Here is a 19192-nt window from a genome sequence, read left to right as displayed (position 1 = left end):
ACGATGTTCGCGCGCCGCGAAATCGCGCCGGTCGTGAACCCGCTCACGGCGGGCCCCATCCCGGTACTCGCGAACCGCCAAACCTCCGCCGGTGCAGCCCAGCGACGGCGGCGCTCGCTACTGTTGGCCGCGTGAATCGTCGGATCATCACTCTGCTCGTCGCGCTGATCCCGGTGCTCGTGCTGGGCGTCGCGGGGAGCTGGTTCAACGTGCCCTTCGTCGCTCTCGGCCCGGGGCCCACGTTCAACACGCTGGGGCAGGTGGACGGCAAACAGGTCGTCGACGTCACCGGTGTCGAGGTGGATCCGACCACCGGAAACCTCAATATGACCACCGTCTCGGTGCGGGACGGACTCAACATCTTCGAGGCGATCGGCTTCTGGGTCAGCGGTGAACACGGGCTGGTGCCGCGCTCGGAGGTCTATCCGCCCGGGGTGTCGCGGGAGGAGATCGACAAGTCCAATCAGCAGGACTTCAAGGATTCCGAGAGCAATGCCGAAGTGGCGGCGATGAACTTCCTCGGCCTGCCCACCGTGGTGCTCGCGCGCACCGTCGCCGACAACGGCCCGGCCAAGGCGGTGCTGGAGGAAGGCGATCAGATCGTCAGCATCAACGGCGCGCCGATGAACGAGCCGAAGGACGTCGTGGACGCGATCGGGAAACTGCCGCCGGGCAGCACGATCACCATGGTGATCCGGCGCGACGATGCCGAACAGACCGTCGAGGTGACCCTCGGCGCCCGCGAGGACGATCCGAACAAGGGCTACCTCGGCGTCACCCCCGGCGAAGGCGCTCGCCCGCCCATGGAGGTCACCTTCAACCTCGCCGACATCGGCGGACCCTCGGCGGGCCTGATGTTCAGCCTGGCCCTGATCGACAAGCTCACCCCCGGCGAACTCGACGGCGGCACCTTCGTCGCGGGCACCGGATCGATCGACCAGGAAGGCAAGGTCGGCCCGATCGGCGGCATCCAGTACAAGATGATCGCCGCGCGCGAGGCCGGCGCCGAGACATTTCTGGTTCCCGCCGCCAACTGCAACGAGGCCAGGCAGCGCACCCCGGACGGGCTGCGTCTGGTCAAGGTCGACACCCTCGCCGGTGCGGTGCAGTCGCTCGAGGATCTCAGCGCCGGTCGCGAAACGATCACCTGCGGGTAGGGACAGCACCGCGGCTGCCCCCAGTATCGGAGCGACCCACCGCGACCGGCGAGCGCGATGACGTCGCCGGGCCGCGCTGACGAGGATCAGTCCAGGGTGTGCTGCAACGCCTCGACCACGTTCGAGGCCAGATTCGGGTACGTGCGCAGCTCGAGATCGGCGAACTCGTCGGCATCGTCATCGGGCCGCACCTGGAGCAGGCACAGCGTGCTGCCTTCGCGCAGCGCCGCGGCGAACAACCGGGCCTCACGGCGTTCCGGGTGGGAGTGCGCCGCCGCGCGCCCGGCGGCATCGGCCGCGTCGTCGTCGGCGAGCAGCGGCGTCAACGCATCGTCGAGGGTGCTCTCCGCGGTAGGCGGCAACACCACGATCTCCTGCACCAGCACACAACCGGCGACCGCGGGCGGCCAACTCGTGGTGGCCAGGACCTCTTCCAGCGCGATCGAACCACCGGTCACATCCTCGGGAAACGGTTCCTGCGCAATCGGAGTCAACTCATCGCCGGCGTCGACCTGATCGGCCAGGCCCGGCTCGGCCGCCACCAGATCGGCCGTCGGCACCAGCGCGAACATCTGCGGCGGCCGCCCCCACCCTTCGGCATCGACGAACTCGGCCACCTCCCGGACCGATCGGGCCAAGACCATTTCAGCATGCAGATCAGCGCTCACTGTGCTTATTGTGCGCCGCCTCCGGCGTCGCGTGTTCGCGGGGCTGTGTTTGATTCGCGTCGCCTGCGGCGCCGCGGGTTCGCGGCCCTCTGGTGTCTCGGCCCGCGAACTCGGCGGCTCGGTCTCGCCTCGCTCGAAAAATGAGGGTGGACCGCCGTTGTGTCGGGTTGGCGTGTGTGGGTGACCGGTCCTTGTGTCCGACCGGGGGATGAGGCCGGCGGTTGGAGCGAGCCAGGAGCTCGGGTTGACCTGGCTTTCCCGGGAACTCGGGGTGTGCTGGGTCGAGTCCTCCGGTTGTGTCGGTGCGCCGGCTCGACGATCGCGTTTGTGCCCTGCCGACTGTCCGGTGTCCGATTTCCGTAGAGTGGGCGCCAACGGTCCGAAATGGACCAATCGAACATCGGACTGCGGCGTGCAGGCGTTGGCGCCGCCGGACCCTGGAGAGTGGCATCGTGGGCATGCGGCCCCCCTCGGGCTTACCTTCGTTGTCCCGCCGCAGCCGTGTGCTGCTGGTGGCGGCCGTCGTGCTGGCGGCGCTACTGCTGGTGGGACCGCGCCTGGTCGACACCTATACGAACTGGTTGTGGTTCGGCGAGGTCGGATTCCGTGGCGTCTACGTCACGGTGCTGTGGACCAGGATCGCGATCTTCGCCGTGGTGGGGCTGCTGGTCGGGCTGGTGGTGTGGGCGGCGCTGATGCTGGCCTACCGCTCCCGGCCGGTGTTCGTCCCCACGGCCGGGCCCAACGATCCGATCGCGCGCTACCGCACCACCGTGATGAGCAGGCTTCGGCTGTTCGGCATCGGTATCCCGGTGCTGCTCGGTGTGCTGTCGGGCCTGGTGGCGCAATCGAATTGGGTCACCGTGCAACTGTTCCTGCACGGCGGCTCCTTCGGTGAGACCGACCCGGAGTTCAACCTCGACGTCGGCTTCTACGCCTTCGATCTGCCGTTCTACCGGATGATCTTGAACTGGCTGTTCGTCGCGATCGTCATCGCGTTCTTCGCGAACCTGGTCACCCACTACGTCTTCGGCGGGCTGCGCCTGTCCGGGCGCGAAGGCACCCTCACCAATGCCGCGCGGATCCAGCTCGCGGTGATAGCCGGAACCTTCGTGCTGCTCAAGGCCATCGCCTACTGGTTCGACCGGTACGAACTGCTGATGAGCAGCCGTAAGGAACCCACCTTCAACGGTGCCTCGTTCACCGATATCAACTCGGTGTTGCCGGCCAAACTGATCCTGATGTCGATCGCGATCATCTGCGCCATCGCCTTCTTCGCCGGCATCGTGCTGCGCGATCTGCGGGTACCCGCGATGGCGGCGGCGCTGCTGGTGCTGTCCTCGGTGCTGGTCGGGGCGGTCTGGCCGCTCATGGTCGAGCAGTTCTCGGTGCGCCCGAACGCCGCGGAGAAGGAAAGCGAGTACATCGAGCGCAATATCGCCGCTACCCGCAAGGCGTACGGAATCACCGACGACAAGATCGATTACGTCGCCTACTCCGGCGAGAGCAGCAAGAACCCCGCCAGTGTCCCGGTCGATCACGCCACCATCGCCAACGCCCGGCTGCTCGACCCGAACATCCTGTCGCCGACGTTCACCCAGCTGCGTCAGCTGAAGAACTTCTACGGCTTCCCCGAGTCGCTGGACATCGACCGCTACCGCATCAACGGCGAGGTCCAGGACTTCATCGTCGGTGCCCGTGAGCTGTCGCCGTCGTCGTTGAGCGGAAACCAGACCGACTGGATCAACAAGCACACCGTCTACACCCACGGCAACGGGTTCGTCGCCGCCCCGGCCAACCGCGTCAACCGGCCGCAGTCGGAAGACCCGAACGCGGCGGGCGGCAGCAGCGACTCCGGCTACCCGATCTTCATGGTCAGCGACCTGTTCACCAAGCCCGAAGATCAGCGCATCAAGGTCGAGCAGCCGCGCATCTACTACGGCGAACTGATCTCGCAGTCCAACCCGGACTACGCGATCGTCGGTGCCGCCGAGGGTGAAGCGCCCCGCGAATACGACAAGGACGACGCCCGCTTCACCTACGACGGTTCCGGCGGCGTGCCGATCGGCAACTGGTTCAACCGGCTGGCCTTCGCCGCCAAGTACGCCGAGCGCAACATCCTGTTCTCCTCGGCCATCGGCGACGAGTCCAAGATCCTCTACAACCGCGATCCGCGCGAGCGGGTACAGAAGGTGGCGCCATGGCTGACCACCGACGGCAACACCTACCCCTCGGTCGTGGACGGGCGCATCGTCTGGATCGTGGACGCCTACACCACGCTGGACAACTACCCCTACGCGCAGATCTCCTCGCTGGAAGGCGCGGTGGAGGACAGCATCGACCGCAAGACCGGCCGCCTGCTGCCGCGTAAGGAGGTCAGCTACATCCGCAACTCGGTCAAGGCGACCGTCGACGCCTACGACGGCACGGTGACCCTGTACGAGGTGGACTCCTCCGATCCGGTGCTGAAGGCCTGGCGTGGCGTGTTCCCGGACGCGGTGAAGCCGGCCAGTGAAATCAGCCCCGAACTGCGTGAACACTTCCGTTACCCGGAGGATCTGTTCAAGGTGCAGCGCGAGATGCTGACCAAGTACCACGTCGACGATCCGCGCGAGTTCTTCACCAACAACGCGTTCTGGTCGGTTCCCGCCGACCCGACTGTCGAAGGGGTGACGGCCAGTCAGCCGCCGTACTACGTGCTGCTCGGCGACCCGGAGACCGGCAAACCGGTGTTCAACCTGACCAGCGCGATGGTCGGCTACAACCGGCAGTTCCTGTCGGCCTACATCTCGGTGCGCTCCGACCCGGAGGGTTACGGCAAGTTCCGCATCCTGCAATTGCCGACCGACACCCAGACCCAGGGTCCGCAGCAGACGCAGAACACGATGACGACGGCGCCGCAGGTCTCCCAGGAGAAGACGCTGCTGTCGAACTCCAACAAGATCAGATACGGCAATCTGCTGACCCTGCCGGTCGCCGATGGCGGCATCCTCTATGTCGAGCCGTTCTACAACGAGCGCAACACCGGCCCCAACACCGCGACCTTCCCGCAGCTACTGCGCGTGCTGGTCAGCTACCGCGATCAGGCGGGCAGTGTGAAGGTCGGCTACGCCTCGACGCTGGCCGAGGCGCTGAACCAGGTGCTACCAGGTGCGGGCGCGCTGGCCACGCCGCCGGGCGGCGATCCGGCGATCCGGCCGCAGCCGGGCACGGCACCCCCGGTGGAGGGCTCCACACCGCCGCCGGCGGAGAACGGCGCGCCGCCACCGGCCGAGGGCTCGACGCCGCCACCTCCTGCCGGTTCCTCGGGAGCCAAGGACGCAGCGGCCGCCGAGCTGGACCGCAAGATCGAGGCCGTGCGCACCGCGATGCGGACGGGCAACTTCGCGGACTTCGGTAAGGCGCTCGACGAACTGGAGGCCGCGGTCAAGGCCTACCAGGACGCGGGACGCTGATCCGAAACGCGGAAACGGCGCTGTCATCCACTGGATGACAGCGCCGTTTCGTTTGCGTTGCTGAGTCGGCGTTCAGCGGCCAGGCCGCTCGCCTAGGAGCCTCAGAGGTAGGCGCCGCACACCGGCCAGGCGCCGGGGCCCTGGGTGGCCAGCACGTTCTCGGCCACGCGGATCTGCTCTTCGCGGCTCGCGTTGTGCGCGTAGCCGGTGCCACCGTTGGCCTCCCAGGTGCTCTGCGAGAACTGCAGGCCGCCGTAGTAGCCGTTACCGGTGTTGATGGACCAGTCGCCGCCGCTCTCGCAGGCCGCGACAGCGTCCCAGTTGCCCGAGTAGGCCGAAGCGGTGGCGGTGGAAAGACCGAACGGGACGGCAACGAGAGCCCCAGCAATGGCAGTCAGGCCGAGGGCGCGGGTGCTGAACTTCCGGTTCTTAGTCATGTGGTTTCCCTCCCTGTGCCCACCAGCGCGGCGGATGTTCTCCGTCGGCCCCTGTCCCCAGGTGTGATGTCGGGGTACTCCGAACCGCGGGACAGGGTCTCCGGTGTTCTTCGGTTCGGGTTCGAGCCCATCTCGGTTTGATCCGGGCCGTGGCAACGACGGTAACGAACAAATCTCGTTCGATCACGTCTTGATAACTTCCAATTTATTGCCGGTGAATCCACGTGAATCGGTAGCATTAGAACGTATTCGCTGGTGAGAAACCGGATTCGCCCTTACCCAAAGGCGATTGTGATAACACCGTTATGTGTTCGGGATCACTCCGAAATCGTAGCGCCGGTCACACGCTGGAGCCGGTCGCGCGGCTCGCTACCGCCCGGCAACCGGCCGTGGGGATCCGCGTCCGCGGCGGCCGGCCGACGGGATCGCTGGCTGCCTCCGGCCGTCGACGGGTTTCTCGATCCCGTCGCCATTCGGTCGCCAGTCGTCGGCTCTCCCGTCTTCGGGGAGCGGGTCGTTGCCGTCCGTCACCCACGGAAACGGCGCTGACCTGCCGGTTTGCGATCGCCGGGAACCCGTGTGTAATGTTGTGTTCACCGACGCGGGGTGGAGCAGCTCGGTAGCTCGCTGGGCTCATAACCCAGAGGTCGCAGGTTCAAATCCTGTCCCCGCTACTACAGGCCCGGCCCGGAGGCACCAACCTCCGGGCCGGGCCTTTTACTATGTCGTGCCCCATCGGCCCGTGCGCCGGACCACTCTCCGCGCTCGCACCCGCTCGCCAGCGCCCCGCACGGTCACCGGCAAGCATCCAGCAGCTCGGACATTTGGCCAAATGCCGCTCACCGTGAGGTAATGCAGAACTATTCGCAGCGCCCCCGCCCATCACCGAAAATGATTCCGCGGCACACCGCCCGGCCCCCTGTCGCCCCCCGCGCAATTCACGCGAGCTTCTGTTGCGATCCGGCATCGACCGCGGCCCGGCGTGCCGCGGAACCCGGTCGGCCGCTGACGAGAGGTCGCAGCGATCGTCAGCCCGTCCGGCGGAGAAGGACACCCCCGACCCCGGGCGCTGAAGATGCCGCCCCACTCCTCCGTCGAGAAGAGAACTGCTCGGCGAGCCGGCCAGGTGCCGGCATCCCGGCTCTGTTCGACACCCGGAAGCATCCCTCCCAGCCTGCTGACCACGCGAAATGTCCCGGCACCACAGTCGATTACGTTCTCGAGCCGCAGGTGTGTAAGCTGGTAATTACCGACGCGGGGTGGAGCAGCTCGGTAGCTCGCTGGGCTCATAACCCAGAGGTCGCAGGTTCAAATCCTGTCCCCGCTACAACAGTGGCCCGGAATCAAGGTTCCGGGCCACACCCCTTTTCGACCCAGTCGGCAGGCTTCGCCAGCGCTCACCGCCGGGCCTCTGGCCGCGAACAGTGGGAACGAGCGGGCACTGCGGCGAAAAGTATCCTGTCAATTCCGACGGTGGCGCAGCCGCCGCGGGCATTCAATGCTGACGCGAAGCGCGACGCGAGTGCAAACCCCTGTATCCGGCACGGTCAGTAAAAACCCTGTGCCCGAAAAGGATTCGCCGATGCGAAATCGCCTCACCGGTAGAGGCGAAAAGCATAGTCTGTATCTCAACGGCCACTGCCGCTTATGAACCCCTGATCCCGATCAGTGGGACGCCGACCGAACAAAAGACGGCGGCGAGAGTGAAATCGCTTTTCTCTCAGCGGATATCGCAAACCTCCTCCGCGCATTCGACGAGACAACGACGCCCGCCGCCCGCACCGCCGACTCGCCGCGGTCCGTACTTCCTAGCCGCCGCACCAGGGCGGTTCGGGGAGAACCCACGTGTTCGTTACGGCATCGTGACGAGCAGCGACCTGAGCACGGACCCTCCGCCACAGATGTGAAACACCAATTTTCCAGAACTCCTGGACAACGGTCCAGTGGCGTGCTTCCCTGTCTCCCAGGCGGATATCCGCCCGAGGGCGAATCGCATTCGCCTGATGAGGATCATGTAATCCCGGAGATCTTCCGGGAATTCTGGAGGAACAATGCTCCCTGGTATTCGGACGGGTGCCGTGATCGCTACCGCGTCGCTGGCCTGCGCGGGATTCGGAGTTGCGGTCGGCACGGGAACCGCGGCGGCCGACACCTGTGCGGTGCGCAGCCACGCCACCAAACGAGACGCGAGCACGGTCGGGGTGACGCATGTCTACGACAAGATCGCCAGTAGCGAAACGGTCGGCATCGGCACCACGGTGACCTACACGGTGATCGTCGGCACCACGGGCGTCGGCAACCCTTACGTCAACACCATCACCGACTTCCCGCCGACGGGGTTCGGTGCGCCGGTCGAGGCCACCATCACCGCCTATCACGCGGTCGGCGGCCAGCGAACCGAAGCGGTGACGCCCGAGCCGAACGCCGGCGGATGGAAGGTCACCAGCACCGGCTGGTTCGTCAACTCGGGCAACCCGGTCGCCTTGAACATCACCTATCCGGTACCGGACGACCTGCGGGCCGGTCAGCAGGTCACCAGCGGCGGCGTCGGGGTAGCCGGCACGGTCGGGGTCGGCGCCGAGTTCCCGAACCTGACCGCTTGTTTCACCGCGCGTAAGCCGAATCTGGGCGAGGGTGCGCTCGGGAGCATGGACGACAACGGTCTCGGATCCTCCGACGGACAGCTGAGCTCCACCGGGTCGATCGCCGACATGCTCGGCGCGGTACTGCGCAGCATGCTCGGTAGCTAGCCGCGCAATGGTGTCCGGGCGGTCGTTGCGCGGCGGCCGCCCGGGCCTCGGGCGCATCGCCACGGGGGCGGTACCGGACTCGGTACACTGCCTGGCATGTCGGTGGTGTCGCCACAACCGCGGATGCCGGGGGCGGTCAGTGGCTATGAGGCTCGCTGGGAGCGGCACAACAGCGAGCGCCAGCTGACGATCCTGCGAGCCGCGGTCGAGCTGCTCGAGGAGAGTCCGCCCGGGGCGGATATCCCGGTGCACCGCATCGCCAAACGCGCCGGTGTCGCCAAATCGGTGGTGTACCGGCAGTTCAGCGGGCGCGAGGAACTGGACCGGCGCCTCCGCTCCTATTTGATCGACGATTTCGCCGCCCAGCTCGACGAACAACTCGACATGTCCACCGGTTCGGTGCGCGAGATCCTCACCCGCACCATCCGCGCGGTCGCGGACTGGATGTCGGACCATCCGCGGCTGACCGAGTTCGCGCGGACCGGCCCGCCCTTCGGTGGCGAGGACACCGTCGACGCGGTCGCCAGCCTGAAACTGCGGATCGCGGCGCGCGGCAGCGAGCTGATCTCCTCTGTCGCCCAGCTGATGGGCACCGACGCCGGCGCCTTCGAATCGGTGCCGTTCGCGGTGGTGACGATGGTCGAGGGCGTGCTGTCGGCCTGGGTGGCCGACCCGGCGCCGGATCGCACCAGGGCCCAGGTCGTCGACGAACTGGCCACCATCACCTGGTTCGTGCTCGACGGCGCGGCCAGGACCAGCGGCATCCACGTCGACCCCGACCGCGAACTGGCCTCGATTCTGCGTGATTTCACCGAGTCGGGTGCGACCGCGGGCTGAACCCGCCGCGGTGGTCGTGACCCGCGGCTAGCGGGCCACGACCTCGGCTCAGGCCGCGTGCCGGATTCGGCGATCGGGCTCGCTGCGATAGCGCGCGTAATCGCCGTCGATGCCGAGCGCTTTCCACAACCGCCGGGTGACCGGGTTCATCAGCCCGATCTCGTCGGCCAGCGCCCGCATATCGCCGAAGTAGCCGGACAGGATCTTGCGTGACTGCGGGCTGCGCCAGAACGCTTCCTTGATCACCTCACGGGGAATGTCGAATTTCTCCGCGAACGAGCGCGGCGGCGCGATGATCTCGCCGGCCAGCCAGCGCATGGCCAGCGGGAAGGCGATCGCGCAGACCTGGGTGGTCACCGGGTTCATCTTCGCGATATGCGCCTTGAGGAACTCACCGGCGAACGAGATGTGCCGCGCCTCCTCGGCGATGTGGATCTCCATGGTGCGCAAGACCATCGGCGGCAGATTCCCGCCATCGCGGATCAGCGCCTTCTGGAAGTGGTCGATCGGTTCCTCGCCGCCGAGGATGCCGATGAACAGGATGACGTGCGCGTACCCGCCTGCCACGCCGATGAACGGCGACAGCGCACGGAAGATCGGCCGCATCCCGGGCACATCCACGCCGATCCGGTTGACCAGCTCCTGGAACATCTGGATGTGGTTGCACTCTTCGGTCATCTCGTGCAGGCAGTAGCGGAACTCCGGCGACCCATTGGGCAGCTTCATGATGTACTGCATCATTCCGCGGATCAGGATCGTCTCGAATGCGGCGCCGACCTTGATGGAATTGGCGATGCGCCAGCGGCCGATCTCGATCTGCCGCTCGAGCGGCTGGCTCCGGTACCACTCAGTGGCGCCGAGCGGATCGATCTCGGGCGAGAGAACCCAGCGCGGGTCTTTCGGGTCCAGGGCCAGTTCCGGCGAATCCCAGTCGATGTCCAGGTACGGGTCGAAGCGCCGGTTGACCGACCCTTCCGACAGCGTGTGCAGGGCATCCCGGTAGTCCTTACCGACATCCTGGGTGAGCGGCACAGTCGACGACGTCATCGGAGTCTCCTCGTGCGTGTGGTGTGGGTCTCGCTATCAACCAATTTACTGAGACTTGGCGTCCCAGTAAACCCCACATGCAGCTCGGTATGAAATTGATGCGTCGATCAGCGGTGGGAAGCCTTCTGATCAGGGTGAATGTGCCAGCAGGGCGGTTCGTGGTTCGCCTTCGCTCACGACACGTCCGTCGCGCAGGTGCACACAGTGGTCGGCGCGCAAGGCGTCGTCCAGGTCGTGCGTCGCGTGCACGACGGTCACGCCCGCGGCGCTGACCTCGGCGATCGCGCGGGTGATCTGTTCGCGGGCCGCGAGGTCGAGTCCGGTCGTCGGCTCGTCGAGTAGTAGCAGTGGTGATTGCTGGGCCAAGGCCTGGGCCAGCAGCGCGCGTTGACGCTGCCCGCCGGAGAGTGTGTCGAGGCGCCGGCCGGCCAGGTCGGCGATGGCGAGGCGATCCAGGCACTCGCCGATGATCGCGTGGTCGCCCGCGGTCAGTCTGCGCCACGGCCCGCGATGGGCCCAGCGTCCCATCGCCACCGTCTCCCGGACGGTGATCGGCAGCGTCGGGGGGACCGCGCTCTGCTGCACGACCAAGGCTGGTCGCGCGCCGTCGCGTCCGGTGATGGTCCCGGCCAAAAGGGGCACCACGCCCGCGAGCGCGGCCAGCAGTGTCGATTTGCCCGAACCATTGGGGCCGAGCAGGGCGGTGATCTTGCCGCTCGGGAGGGTCGCGGTGACCTCGTGCAGCACCCGGTGGCCCTGGTAGCCCGCGCTGAGACCGGCCAGCCGGATATCCGGTGATTGCACGATGCGACTCCCGTCACTTAACTTGTAATGAAAATCGTTTCCATTCTAGGGTGTCGCATCATGGATTGGCTATTGGCCCCGTTCGAGGTGTCTTTCGTGCAACGGGCGCTGTGGGGCGGATTGCTGGTCTCCTGCCTGTGCGCGATCGCGGGCACCTGGGTTGTGGTGCGCGGCATGGCCTTTCTCAGCGATGCAATGGCGCACGGCATGCTGCCAGGTATCGCGATCGCCTCGCTGCTCGGTGGAAATCTGCTGCTGGGTGCGGCGGCCAGCGCGACCGCGATGGCGGCGGGAGTGACTGTGCTGAGCCGCAATCGGCGCAGGTCGGCCGACACCGGCATCGGCCTGCTCTTCGTCGGCATGCTGGCCATCGGTGTGATCATCGTGTCGCGGTCGCAGTCGTTCGCGGTGGACCTCACCGGTTTTCTCTTCGGCGACGTCTTGGCGACGCGGCAGCTCGATCTGCTGTTCCTGCTGGCGGCCTTGCTGATCGCGCTCGTGGTGGCCGTGCTCGGGCATCGCGCCTTCCTCGCGCTCACCTTCGACCCGCGCACCGCGCAGACCCTCGGGTTGGCGCCGCGGCGGGCTCAGTTCGCGCTCGTCGGTCTGCTCACGCTGGCCATCGTGGCGTCGTTTCATATCGTCGGAACGCTGCTGGTGTTCGGCTTGCTGATCGCGCCGCCGGCCGCGGCGATGCTGTTCGCCCATCGGATTCCGATGGTGATGGCGCTGGCGGCGGCCTTCGGTTCGGCCGCCACGGTCATCGGTCTGCTCATCTCTTGGCATGCGGGCACGGCGGCGGGCGCGACCATCGCCGGGTCCGCGGTCGCACTGTTCTTCCTGTCCGCCCTGGTATCACGGCTGCGGGAGCGACTGAGCCTGCGTGCTGCCACCGCGCCGGTAACGGTGGCCGCGGCGCTCACACTGGTTTTCCCGCTCGTCGGTTGCGGCGCCGATACCGAACCGGTGCCCGCCGAGCCGACGCCGCACGGCTATGTCGCGGGCGCGGCGGAGACCGCCGAGGCGCAGCCGAGACTGGTTGTCGCGGAACGTGGTTCCGGGGCGGTGCGGGTGGTCGATCTGATCACCGAGGAGGTGATCGAGCTCGGATCTGTTCCTGATGTCACCGCGATCGCTGGTGACGGTCGCTACGCGTATCTGTCGAATGCCGCATCGACACAGGTGGTCGACAGCGGTAGCTGGATGGTCGACCACGGCGATCACGTGCACTATTACCGCGCATCCGCGCGGGAGGTCGGGCGATTCGACGCCGGTCCGGTCACGGCCGCGTACAGCGACAAGACGATCGCGACCGCCCGCGCGGCGGCCGGGGCCGTCGTGTTGGATCGCGCTGCCCTGGATGGGGGATCGGTGCGGGAACAGGGCTCGATCCCCGACGCGACCGCTGTGCCCTACGCGGGCCGGCTGGTGGTCGCGTTGCGCTCGGGCCGTATCGAGGTGCGCTCCCGCGACGGCGCCGAGGTGACCGCGCTGGACGCACCGTGCCCTGAGCCCCGAGGGCAGGCCGTGACCCGGCGCGGCGTGGTGATCGGCTGCGCCGACGGGGCAGTGCTGGTGACCGAGCAGGATGCGCGCGTGGCCGCCACCAGGATCCCGTTCGCCGACGGCATGGGCGCGCCCGCGGAAACGTTCTTCCATCGCCCGTCGAGCACCACCCTGGTGACGCGCTCGGGTCCCGACGCCCTCGGCGTGCTCGATGTGAGCGCCCGTCGATGGACGCGCATCCCCACCGGGCCGGTGGTCGCGACCAACACCGCAGGCGCGGGTACGCCGATCATGGCGCTCACCGCCGATGGCATCCTGCGCGGATACGACCCGGTCAGCGGCGCCGAGATAGCCCAGACGAAGGTGCTCGCCGCGCCGCTCGCGCCCGGTGCGGCGAGCCCGGTCATCGCGGTCGACGCCAACCGCGCCTACGTCAACGATCCGGCGGCGCGGGTCGTGCACGAGATCGACTACAACGACAACCTGCGTATCGCACGGACTTTCCGTCTCGATATCGCACCGGAACTGATGGTGGAGACCGGCCGATGAGCGTGCTCGCCCGAATGATCGTCGCCTTGCTCGCCGCGATGATGGCGCTCACCGGATGCGCGGATTCCGGACCGGACCGCGGCGCCATCGTGGTGACCACCGACATCCTCGGCGACATCACCCAGGCGATCGTCGGTGCGGCCGCACCGGTGTCGGTGCTCATGCCGCGTGCGGCCGACCCACATTCGTTCGCCGTCTCGGCGCAGCAGGCCGCGGGACTGGAGCGGGCGGGACTGATCGTGGCCAATGGCCTCGGCCTGGAAGAGGGCGTGCTCCGCAATGTCGAGGCAGCCGCCGACGCCGGGGTGGCCACGGTATACGTCGGGTCCGAGGTCGATCGGATCGCCTTCGGTTCCGGAGCGACGGCCGGGCAGCCCGATCCGCATTTCTGGACCGATCCGCAGCGGGTGCGGCGTGCGGTCGAGGTCATCCGGGATCGCGTCATCGCGGATGTGCCCGGCGTCGATGCGGACGCCGTCCGTGCGAACGCCGACCGCTACCTGGCCGAACTGGACGCGCTCGCCACCTGGATGGCCCAGCGCTTCGCGAGCGTGCCCGCCGAGCGGCGCAAGCTCGTCACCAATCACCACGTCTTCGGCTACCTGGCACAGCGTTTCGGATTCGAGGTGGTGGGTGCGGTGATACCGAGCGGCACCACCCTGGCCTCACCGAGCCCGTCGGATCTCGCGGAACTGGCCGCCACCATCCGCGATGCCGGTGTGCCCGCGGTCTTCGCGGATTCGGCGCAACCGGATCGGCTCGCGCGAGTGCTCGCCGAGCAGGCGGGCGTGCACGTCCGGGTGGTCGGGCTGCATTCGGAATCGCTCACCCCGCCGGGCGAGGGCGCGGGCAGCTATCTGGAGATGATGCGCGCCAATACCGACGCCATCGTCACCGGGCTGGCCCCGTGAGCACCGGTGGTGCGCTCGCGCCGAGAACTTCAGCAGTACAACGGAAACGGAGCAACATGCGTACTCGGACCCGCACCACAACGGTGGCGCTCTCGGGCCTGCTCACCGCGGCGGTCGCGCTGAGCGGCTGCGGCAGCGACGAGGCAGACCAGGCGGCCGCGCCCGTCACCGCCCCGCTCGCGGTCACCTACGACGGCGGTATCTACCTGCTCGACCCGGATACCCTCGCGACCACCGGTGAGATCGCGCTGGAGGGATTCAACCGGCTCAACCCGGCCGGCGACGACCGGCACATGCTGGTCTCCACCTCGGATGCCTTCCGGGTGCTCGACGCCGTGGAGGGCCGGTTCACCGGGGTCGATTTCCCCGCCGCGAAACCGGGCCACGTCGTCGGTCACGCCGGGCGAACCGTACTGTTCGCCGACGGCAGCGGTGAAGTGACCTCGTTCGACCCCGAGCAGCTCGGCGCGGAGAAGCCCGAGACGCAGGTGTACCAGGCGCCCGCGCCGCATCACGGTGTCGCCCTCGAAATGGCGAACGGCGAACTGGTGCTGACGGTCGGCACCGAGGAAGCGCGCACCGGGATCGTCGTCCTCGACCCCGACCGCAAGGAAATCGCCCGCAACGAGGACTGCCCCGGCGTACACGGTGAGGCGACCGCGCAGGGCGAGGCCGTCGTCGTCGGCTGCCAGACCGGCGCGCTGATCTACCGCGACGGCGCCATCACCAAGGTCACCAGCCCGACCCCGTACGGGCGCATCGGCAACCAGGCGGGCAGCGAGGTCTCGCCGATCGTGCTCGGCGACTACAAGCAGGACAAGGACGCCGAACTAGAACGCCCGCAGCAGATTTCGTTGATCGACACCACCAACGCCACGCTGCGGCTGGTCGATCTCGGCACCAGCTACACCTTCCGGTCGCTGGCTCGCGGCCCGCAGGGTGAAGCGCTCGTGCTCGGCACCGACGGCAAGATCCACGTCATCGACCCGGTCGCGGGCACGGTCACCACGACCATCGCGGTGATCGACCCGTGGCAGGAGCCGCTGGAATGGCAGCAGCCGCGGCCGGCGCTGTTCGTGCGCGACGGCATCGCCTACGTCACCGATACCGCGAAGAAGGCGGTGCATCGGGTCGATCTCGCCAGCGGCGCGGTGACCGCCTCGGCGGAGTTGCCGGAGAGCCCGAACGAGCTCAGCGGCGTGAGCTCCTGACGCCCGTGCGTCGGCACCCTCGGCCGTCGGTGGCTCCGGCCACCGGCGGCCCGGCCGCTCGTCGAGGAACCCCGCTCGGCCCGATTCGTCGTTAGGCTTCCCATACCTGCGATATCCCTCCTGGTAACGGCCGTTGCGGCGGCAGGAAGAGGTGAATCCGATGAGCGGTGATGTCGGGCTCAGCGGTATCCCGCTGACGATGCTGTGGACATTGCACAACCGGGCCAGTGAATCGTTGCGCGCCGACGCGGTATTGCGCGACCCGGAGTGTGTACGCATCTACGAGTCGATCGACTTCGACTACGAGGCGGCCTTCGGCACACCCGACGGCACCCACGCCGTCCGGTCGATGCGCTTCGACGAGGCACTGCGACCCTGGCTCGCCGCACATCCGGGCGGCACCGTGGTGGAACTGGCGGCCGGGCTGGAAACCCAGTTCCAGCGCTGCGACGACGGCGCGGTGCGATGGCTGTGTGTCGACGTGCCCGAGGCCATCGCGATCCGCGAGCGTTACCTGCCCGCGCGCGATCGCTGCCGTCATCTGCCGGTCAGCGCGCTCGATCTGTCCTGGCTCGACCACATCGAGCAGCTGCAACGCGGCGTATTCGTCTCGGCGCAGGGCCTTTTCATGTATTTCGAGCCCGACGAGGTGCGCCACCTGTGCGTGGCGATCGTCGAGCGATTTCCCGGCGTCGAGCTGATGTTCGACACGATTCCACCCTGGTTCTCGGCGAAGACGATGAAGGGCTACCGCAAAACGCCCGCCTATACGGCGCCGCCGATGCCGTGGGGCGTTGAGCGCAGCCAGATCGACAAGCTACTGCGGCAGTGGAGCCCGAAGTTCGCCGACATCCGGGTGTCGTCCTACGGGCCGTCCCATGGTGTGCTCGCCGTGCTCGCGCCGATCTTCGACCGGCTGCCCGTGCTGCGCGATATTCCGCCGAGCATCGTCTGGACGCGGGCACAGGGGTAGGCGTCGCCGGCGCGAGCCGCGATCGGGCTCGCTCGCGGGCATACATCGGATGGCCCGCGCGGGCGGCGGTTCCTCAGGGCTGTTCCGGCACCCGCTCGCCGAACACGACGACCTGATGGATCCTCGGCGCGTCCGGGGCGAACTCCAGCGCGACCACAGCGGGTGCGCCGCCACGTTCCACACTCGTCGTCACCGACCGCCCGGCCGCGATCGTCTTCCCGGTCCGCAGGCCCGCACCGGCCCATGCGGTGAACTCGTCGGCGGAAACGACCGTGCCCGCCGGGCATTCGATCACCGTGCCCGCGCCGAGCAGCCTGCGCACATGCGCGGTGTCACCCGAGCTCGCCGCACCGAACAACTCGGTGGCCACGCGCTTGCCCGCCCGGCCGACGCCGGTGAACCCGCGAGCCATCCCCGCCGCACCGGCCAGGCCTTGATTGCGTACCAGTGCCGCGCCCAGCTTCATCCCCGCACCGAAACCCGGTGCGCCCGTGCGCAGTAGCTGCGCCACCATCGCGGGCAGTTCCCAGTGCGCGGCGAGATGGGCGATGCGCAGATCGCCGTCGACCTCGGCGAGGTCGTAGCGCAGGTGCATCGGCACCAGCACCTGCGCTCCGGTGGCCATGGTGGTCAGGATGCTGAGATCGCGGACCACAACGGCCGGGCCGGCGAAGTCGTGATCGACCCGGAACTCGATGGAGTTGGGCGCGATGAAGGTGTCGTAGAAGCGTTCGATGGCCGCGCGGCCGGTATGCGGGCGCGCGCCGACCGGGTCGCGGACCGTCGCGTCGGCGGTGAACAGGCCCACCCACGCCTGCCGGTCATGGGCGGCGACGGCGCGGGGGGAAGCCTGCACGGCGGCGAGCAGGCTCGCGCCGGATGCGTCCAATGCCACGGCAACTCCTTCGTCGAACGGACCGCGACGCCGCGGTCGACCCCATAGTAGAACGAGTTCTAGTTTTATGGTGTCGATGGCCGATGCCCCGGCATCGCTGCCCAGGTGAACAGGGGCTTTCCGTGCCACGGCGCGCTGTCACACTGGAGTGATACCGAACCGCTCCCATTCGGGAGCGCGTCGGCCGGACGAATGGAGGCCGGGCATGGGCAGCGCCGAAATCCAGCAGAACCTGAACAGTCTTTTCCAGACCATCCAGACAGCGCTCTTCCTGCTGATCGTCTCGTTGTAGCCCGGGTGGCTACGGCTCGAGGCCCGCGCGGATCACCTTCCCGGTGGCATTGCGCGGGAGCGGAGTGGTGGTGAGCCGCCACCGCGCCGGGACCTTGTAGTAGGCCAGGCGCTCGGCGGCGAACGCGCGCAACTCGGCTTCATCGGTGGCTGTGTGGTTCTCGACGACCACCACCGCGGCCACCGCCTGCCCCAGATCCGGATCCGGCACGCCGAGGACCGCGCTCTCCAGCACTGCCGGATGCTCGTCGAGACACTGCTCGATCTCGGTGGGATAGACGTTCTCACCACCGCGCAGGATCAGATCCGAGCGTCGTCCTGACAACCGCAACCGGCCGTCCTCGAGCACACCGATATCACCGGTGCGCAGCTTGCGGTCCGGGGTGATCGCGGCCGCCGTCGCGGCGGGATCGTTCCAATAGCCGAGCATGACGTACGGTCCATGCACCCAGATCTCGCCCTCCTCGCCGTCGGGGAGCTGGGCACCGGTCTCGTCGTGGATCTCCACCGAGGCTCCGAGCACCGGGCGTCCGACGGTGTCCGGGAACGCCGCGAGCTCGGCCGGTGCGGCAAGCGTCGCCGCCGTGCTGCATTCGGTGAGGCCATAGCTGGTGACCAGCGCGGTGCGGGCCACCGGGAGCTGCTCACGCAGCCGCTGCTGCACGGCCGCCGACGATGGTGCCGAGTTCAGCGAGAACGCGCGCAGCGACGACAGGTCGTAGGCGCCGAGATCGCAGTCGAGCATCCGCGTCGCCATGGTCGGCATGGCACCCCAATTGCTGACCCGCTCGCGCTCGATCAGCCGCAGCACCCGGTCGGCGTCGAACGAGCCCTGATGGATGACCGCGGTATCCCCGCTGACCAGGCGCGGAACGACCAGATTGTGCAGGCTGGCGATATGGAACAGCGGTGAGGTGAGCAGGAATCGCCTGCCGCCGTTGTCGGGGGTGCCGGACAATTCTGCCGCGAGCGCGTCGTTGAAGCGGTGATAGCCGATGACGGCGATGAGGTTGCGATGCGAATGCGTCACGCCCTTGGGGCGGCCGCTGGTGCCGCTGGTGTACAGAATGACGGCGGGATCGTCCTCGGCCACCGGTGTCGTCGGCAGCTCGCCGCCGGCGAACTCCGCGATCAGCGCCGCGACGTCGTCCTCCATGGTGAGGACGGGCACGTCGGCGCGCAGTTCGGCGACGCCGGCGGCCCGCTTGGCATCGGCGATCAGCACCGACGGTGTGGTGTGGGCGAGGCCGTAGGAGATCTCCGGCGGGGCCCACCAGGCGTTGTAGCCGACCGCGATCGCGCCGAGGCATTGCGCGGCCCAGAAAGCGACCACCCATTCCGGGGTGTTCGCGGCCAGTATGCCGATCCGATCGCCCTTGCCGACGCCGTAGCGATCGCGCAGCGCCCGCGCCAGCGCGCCCGCGGCCGCCGCGTGTTCGGTGAACGACAGCCGGGTGTGCTCGGTGACCAGGTAGTCGCGATCGCCCCAGCGGGTCGACGCCGCGAGCACGTCGGCGAGGCTGCGTTCGCGGTTGACGAGCACCGGTGTCGGCGCGCCGAGTACCTGCTGCACCGTCATCTCGAACGGCCCGCCGGGGCCGGTGAGCTTGCCGATGGCGGCCAAGGTGAGCGCCTGCTGATCGACGGTTTCGGTCATCGCGGTTCCTGTCGTTCGTTTCTCCCGGACGCCTCGCCGGCCGT

The 19192-nt window shown here is 67.9% G+C and carries 13 protein-coding genes, 2 tRNA genes and 1 pseudogene; 10 read left to right on the top strand and 6 right to left on the bottom strand.

What is annotated here, in order from left to right; translation table 11 throughout:
• Window positions 1–131 precede the first annotated feature (131 nt).
• Window positions 132–1157: a YlbL family protein gene (locus AC4HOU_RS16365; RefSeq protein ID WP_195006748.1), complete on the top strand. Its 1026-nt coding sequence runs from the start codon at window positions 132–134 to the stop codon at window positions 1155–1157.
• An 86-nt stretch (window positions 1158–1243) separates the two neighbouring features.
• On the opposite strand, the gene AC4HOU_RS16360 is transcribed toward AC4HOU_RS16365, so the two are convergent.
• Window positions 1244–1801 carry a PPA1309 family protein gene (locus AC4HOU_RS16360; RefSeq protein ID WP_163809954.1) on the bottom strand — a complete coding sequence of 186 codons (558 nt, stop codon included), beginning with the start codon at window positions 1799–1801 and terminating at the stop codon, window positions 1244–1246.
• A gap of 476 nt (window positions 1802–2277) precedes the next feature.
• Here AC4HOU_RS16360 and AC4HOU_RS16355 point away from each other — a divergent pair, with 476 nt between their 5' ends.
• Window positions 2278–5280, top strand: a complete 3003-nt coding sequence (locus AC4HOU_RS16355; protein WP_163809565.1) for a UPF0182 family protein — start codon at window positions 2278–2280, stop codon at window positions 5278–5280.
• Window positions 5281–5384: 104 nt separating this feature from the next.
• On the opposite strand, the pseudogene AC4HOU_RS16350 reads toward AC4HOU_RS16355, so the two are convergent.
• A pseudogene (locus tag AC4HOU_RS16350) lies at window positions 5385–5717 on the bottom strand (transglycosylase family protein); the annotation flags it as partial.
• Between the two features lie 600 nt (window positions 5718–6317).
• Here AC4HOU_RS16350 and AC4HOU_RS16345 point away from each other — a divergent pair.
• The 4 genes from AC4HOU_RS16345 to AC4HOU_RS16330 all read left to right on the top strand — a co-directional run bounded on the left by AC4HOU_RS16345 (window position 6318) and on the right by AC4HOU_RS16330 (window position 9304).
• Window positions 6318–6391, top strand: a tRNA-Met gene (locus tag AC4HOU_RS16345).
• A 579-nt stretch (window positions 6392–6970) separates the two neighbouring features.
• Window positions 6971–7044 (top strand) — tRNA-Met (locus AC4HOU_RS16340).
• A gap of 751 nt (window positions 7045–7795) precedes the next feature.
• Window positions 7796–8467, top strand: a complete 672-nt coding sequence (locus tag AC4HOU_RS16335) for a hypothetical protein (RefSeq protein WP_280498761.1) — start codon at window positions 7796–7798, stop codon at window positions 8465–8467.
• A gap of 96 nt (window positions 8468–8563) precedes the next feature.
• Window positions 8564–9304, top strand: a complete 741-nt coding sequence (locus AC4HOU_RS16330; protein WP_228806512.1) for a TetR/AcrR family transcriptional regulator — start codon at window positions 8564–8566, stop codon at window positions 9302–9304.
• 48 nt (window positions 9305–9352) lie between these two features.
• Here AC4HOU_RS16330 and AC4HOU_RS16325 read toward each other — a convergent pair whose 3' ends face one another.
• Complete coding sequence (locus tag AC4HOU_RS16325; protein WP_163809569.1) at window positions 9353–10351, bottom strand: AurF N-oxygenase family protein; 999 nt, start codon at window positions 10349–10351, stop codon at window positions 9353–9355.
• A 129-nt stretch (window positions 10352–10480) separates the two neighbouring features.
• A complete protein-coding gene (aztA, locus tag AC4HOU_RS16320; RefSeq protein WP_195019870.1) occupies window positions 10481–11155 on the bottom strand; it encodes a zinc ABC transporter ATP-binding protein AztA in 675 nt (224 codons plus the stop codon).
• A gap of 60 nt (window positions 11156–11215) precedes the next feature.
• Between aztA and aztB the strand changes: the two genes are divergently transcribed.
• From aztB to AC4HOU_RS16300, 4 genes are all read left to right on the top strand, one after another.
• Window positions 11216–13210 (top strand): zinc ABC transporter permease AztB, encoded by a 1995-nt coding sequence (gene aztB / locus AC4HOU_RS16315; RefSeq protein WP_195019869.1) that lies wholly within the window; start codon window positions 11216–11218, stop codon window positions 13208–13210.
• Window positions 13207–14121 carry a zinc ABC transporter substrate-binding protein AztC gene (gene aztC, locus AC4HOU_RS16310; protein ID WP_195019868.1) on the top strand — a complete coding sequence of 305 codons (915 nt, stop codon included), beginning with the start codon at window positions 13207–13209 and terminating at the stop codon, window positions 14119–14121. The genes aztB and aztC overlap by 4 nt, the downstream gene beginning before the upstream one ends.
• A gap of 56 nt (window positions 14122–14177) precedes the next feature.
• Window positions 14178–15332, top strand: coding sequence for a zinc metallochaperone AztD (gene aztD / locus AC4HOU_RS16305; protein WP_195019867.1), 1155 nt, complete (start codon window positions 14178–14180; stop codon window positions 15330–15332).
• A 160-nt stretch (window positions 15333–15492) separates the two neighbouring features.
• Window positions 15493–16305 (top strand): class I SAM-dependent methyltransferase, encoded by an 813-nt coding sequence (locus AC4HOU_RS16300; RefSeq protein ID WP_490724728.1) that lies wholly within the window; start codon window positions 15493–15495, stop codon window positions 16303–16305.
• A 73-nt stretch (window positions 16306–16378) separates the two neighbouring features.
• On the opposite strand, the gene AC4HOU_RS16295 is transcribed toward AC4HOU_RS16300, so the two are convergent.
• Complete coding sequence (locus tag AC4HOU_RS16295) at window positions 16379–17200, bottom strand: nuclear transport factor 2 family protein (protein WP_163809581.1); 822 nt, start codon at window positions 17198–17200, stop codon at window positions 16379–16381.
• Between the two features lie 301 nt (window positions 17201–17501).
• Window positions 17502–19148 (bottom strand): steroid-24-oyl-CoA synthetase, encoded by a 1647-nt coding sequence (casG, locus tag AC4HOU_RS16290; RefSeq protein WP_195019865.1) that lies wholly within the window; start codon window positions 19146–19148, stop codon window positions 17502–17504.
• Window positions 19149–19192: the final 44 nt, after the last annotated feature.

Source organism: Nocardia sp. JCM 38205, assembly GCF_058222935.1.
The sequence above is the reverse complement of the archived record's forward strand: the minus strand, read 5'-3'. Positions and strand labels throughout refer to the sequence as shown.

Bases quoted from the DNA above. Each gene is read 5' to 3' on its own strand.
- AC4HOU_RS16360 (WP_163809954.1), bottom strand. From the start codon at position 1,801: ATGGTCTTGGCCCGATCGGTCCGGGAGGTGGCCGAGTTCGTCGATGCC.
- AC4HOU_RS16330 (WP_228806512.1), top strand. From the start codon at position 8,564: ATGTCGGTGGTGTCGCCACAACCGCGGATGCCGGGGGCGGTCAGTGGC.
- AC4HOU_RS16325 (WP_163809569.1), bottom strand. From the start codon at position 10,351: ATGACGTCGTCGACTGTGCCGCTCACCCAGGATGTCGGTAAGGACTAC.
- aztB (WP_195019869.1), top strand. From the start codon at position 11,216: ATGGATTGGCTATTGGCCCCGTTCGAGGTGTCTTTCGTGCAACGGGCG.
- aztC (WP_195019868.1), top strand. From the start codon at position 13,207: ATGAGCGTGCTCGCCCGAATGATCGTCGCCTTGCTCGCCGCGATGATG.
- aztD (WP_195019867.1), top strand. From the start codon at position 14,178: ATGCGTACTCGGACCCGCACCACAACGGTGGCGCTCTCGGGCCTGCTC.
- AC4HOU_RS16300 (WP_490724728.1), top strand. From the start codon at position 15,493: ATGAGCGGTGATGTCGGGCTCAGCGGTATCCCGCTGACGATGCTGTGG.
- casG (WP_195019865.1), bottom strand. From the start codon at position 19,148: ATGACCGAAACCGTCGATCAGCAGGCGCTCACCTTGGCCGCCATCGGC.